This is a genomic window from Aliamphritea spongicola (genome assembly GCF_017051665.1).
Classification (GTDB): Bacteria; Pseudomonadota; Gammaproteobacteria; order Pseudomonadales; family Balneatricaceae; genus Amphritea; species Amphritea spongicola.
This window is the reverse complement of record NZ_JAFIDL010000066.1, coordinates 1-315: the sequence shown is the minus strand read 5'-3', so window position 1 is coordinate 315 and position 315 is coordinate 1. Positions and strand designations below refer to the sequence as shown.

Genomic DNA, 315 nt, shown 5'->3' with positions numbered 1-315 from the left:
CCGTGTCATCGGCAGCCGTTAAGTCAGTCACAGGGTTGACCGTGATCGTTACCGTCTGAGTTGCGGTTTCGCCGCTGGCCGCATCGGTCACTGTATAGGTGAAGCTGTCCGAGCCGTTAAAGTTCGCGTTTGGCGTATAGGTATACGTACCGTCGGTGTTGAAGACTAACGTGCCGTTCGCTACACCGCTGGCCACCGCATAGGTCAGAGCCCCGCCACTGGTGGTGCTGTCGTTACCCGCTACGGTGCCATTCACCGCCGTGTCTTCGTCGGTGGTTGCGGTGTCATCGGCAGCCGTTAAGTCTGTCACCGGAT

Annotated in this window: 1 protein-coding gene; it reads right to left on the bottom strand. The window is 58.7% G+C overall.

The genetic code is table 11. The annotated features are described in order from the left end of the window. Positions 1-315 (bottom strand): cadherin-like domain-containing protein (locus JYB63_RS23750; RefSeq protein ID WP_205660207.1); only part of this gene is annotated, 315 nt, incomplete at both ends.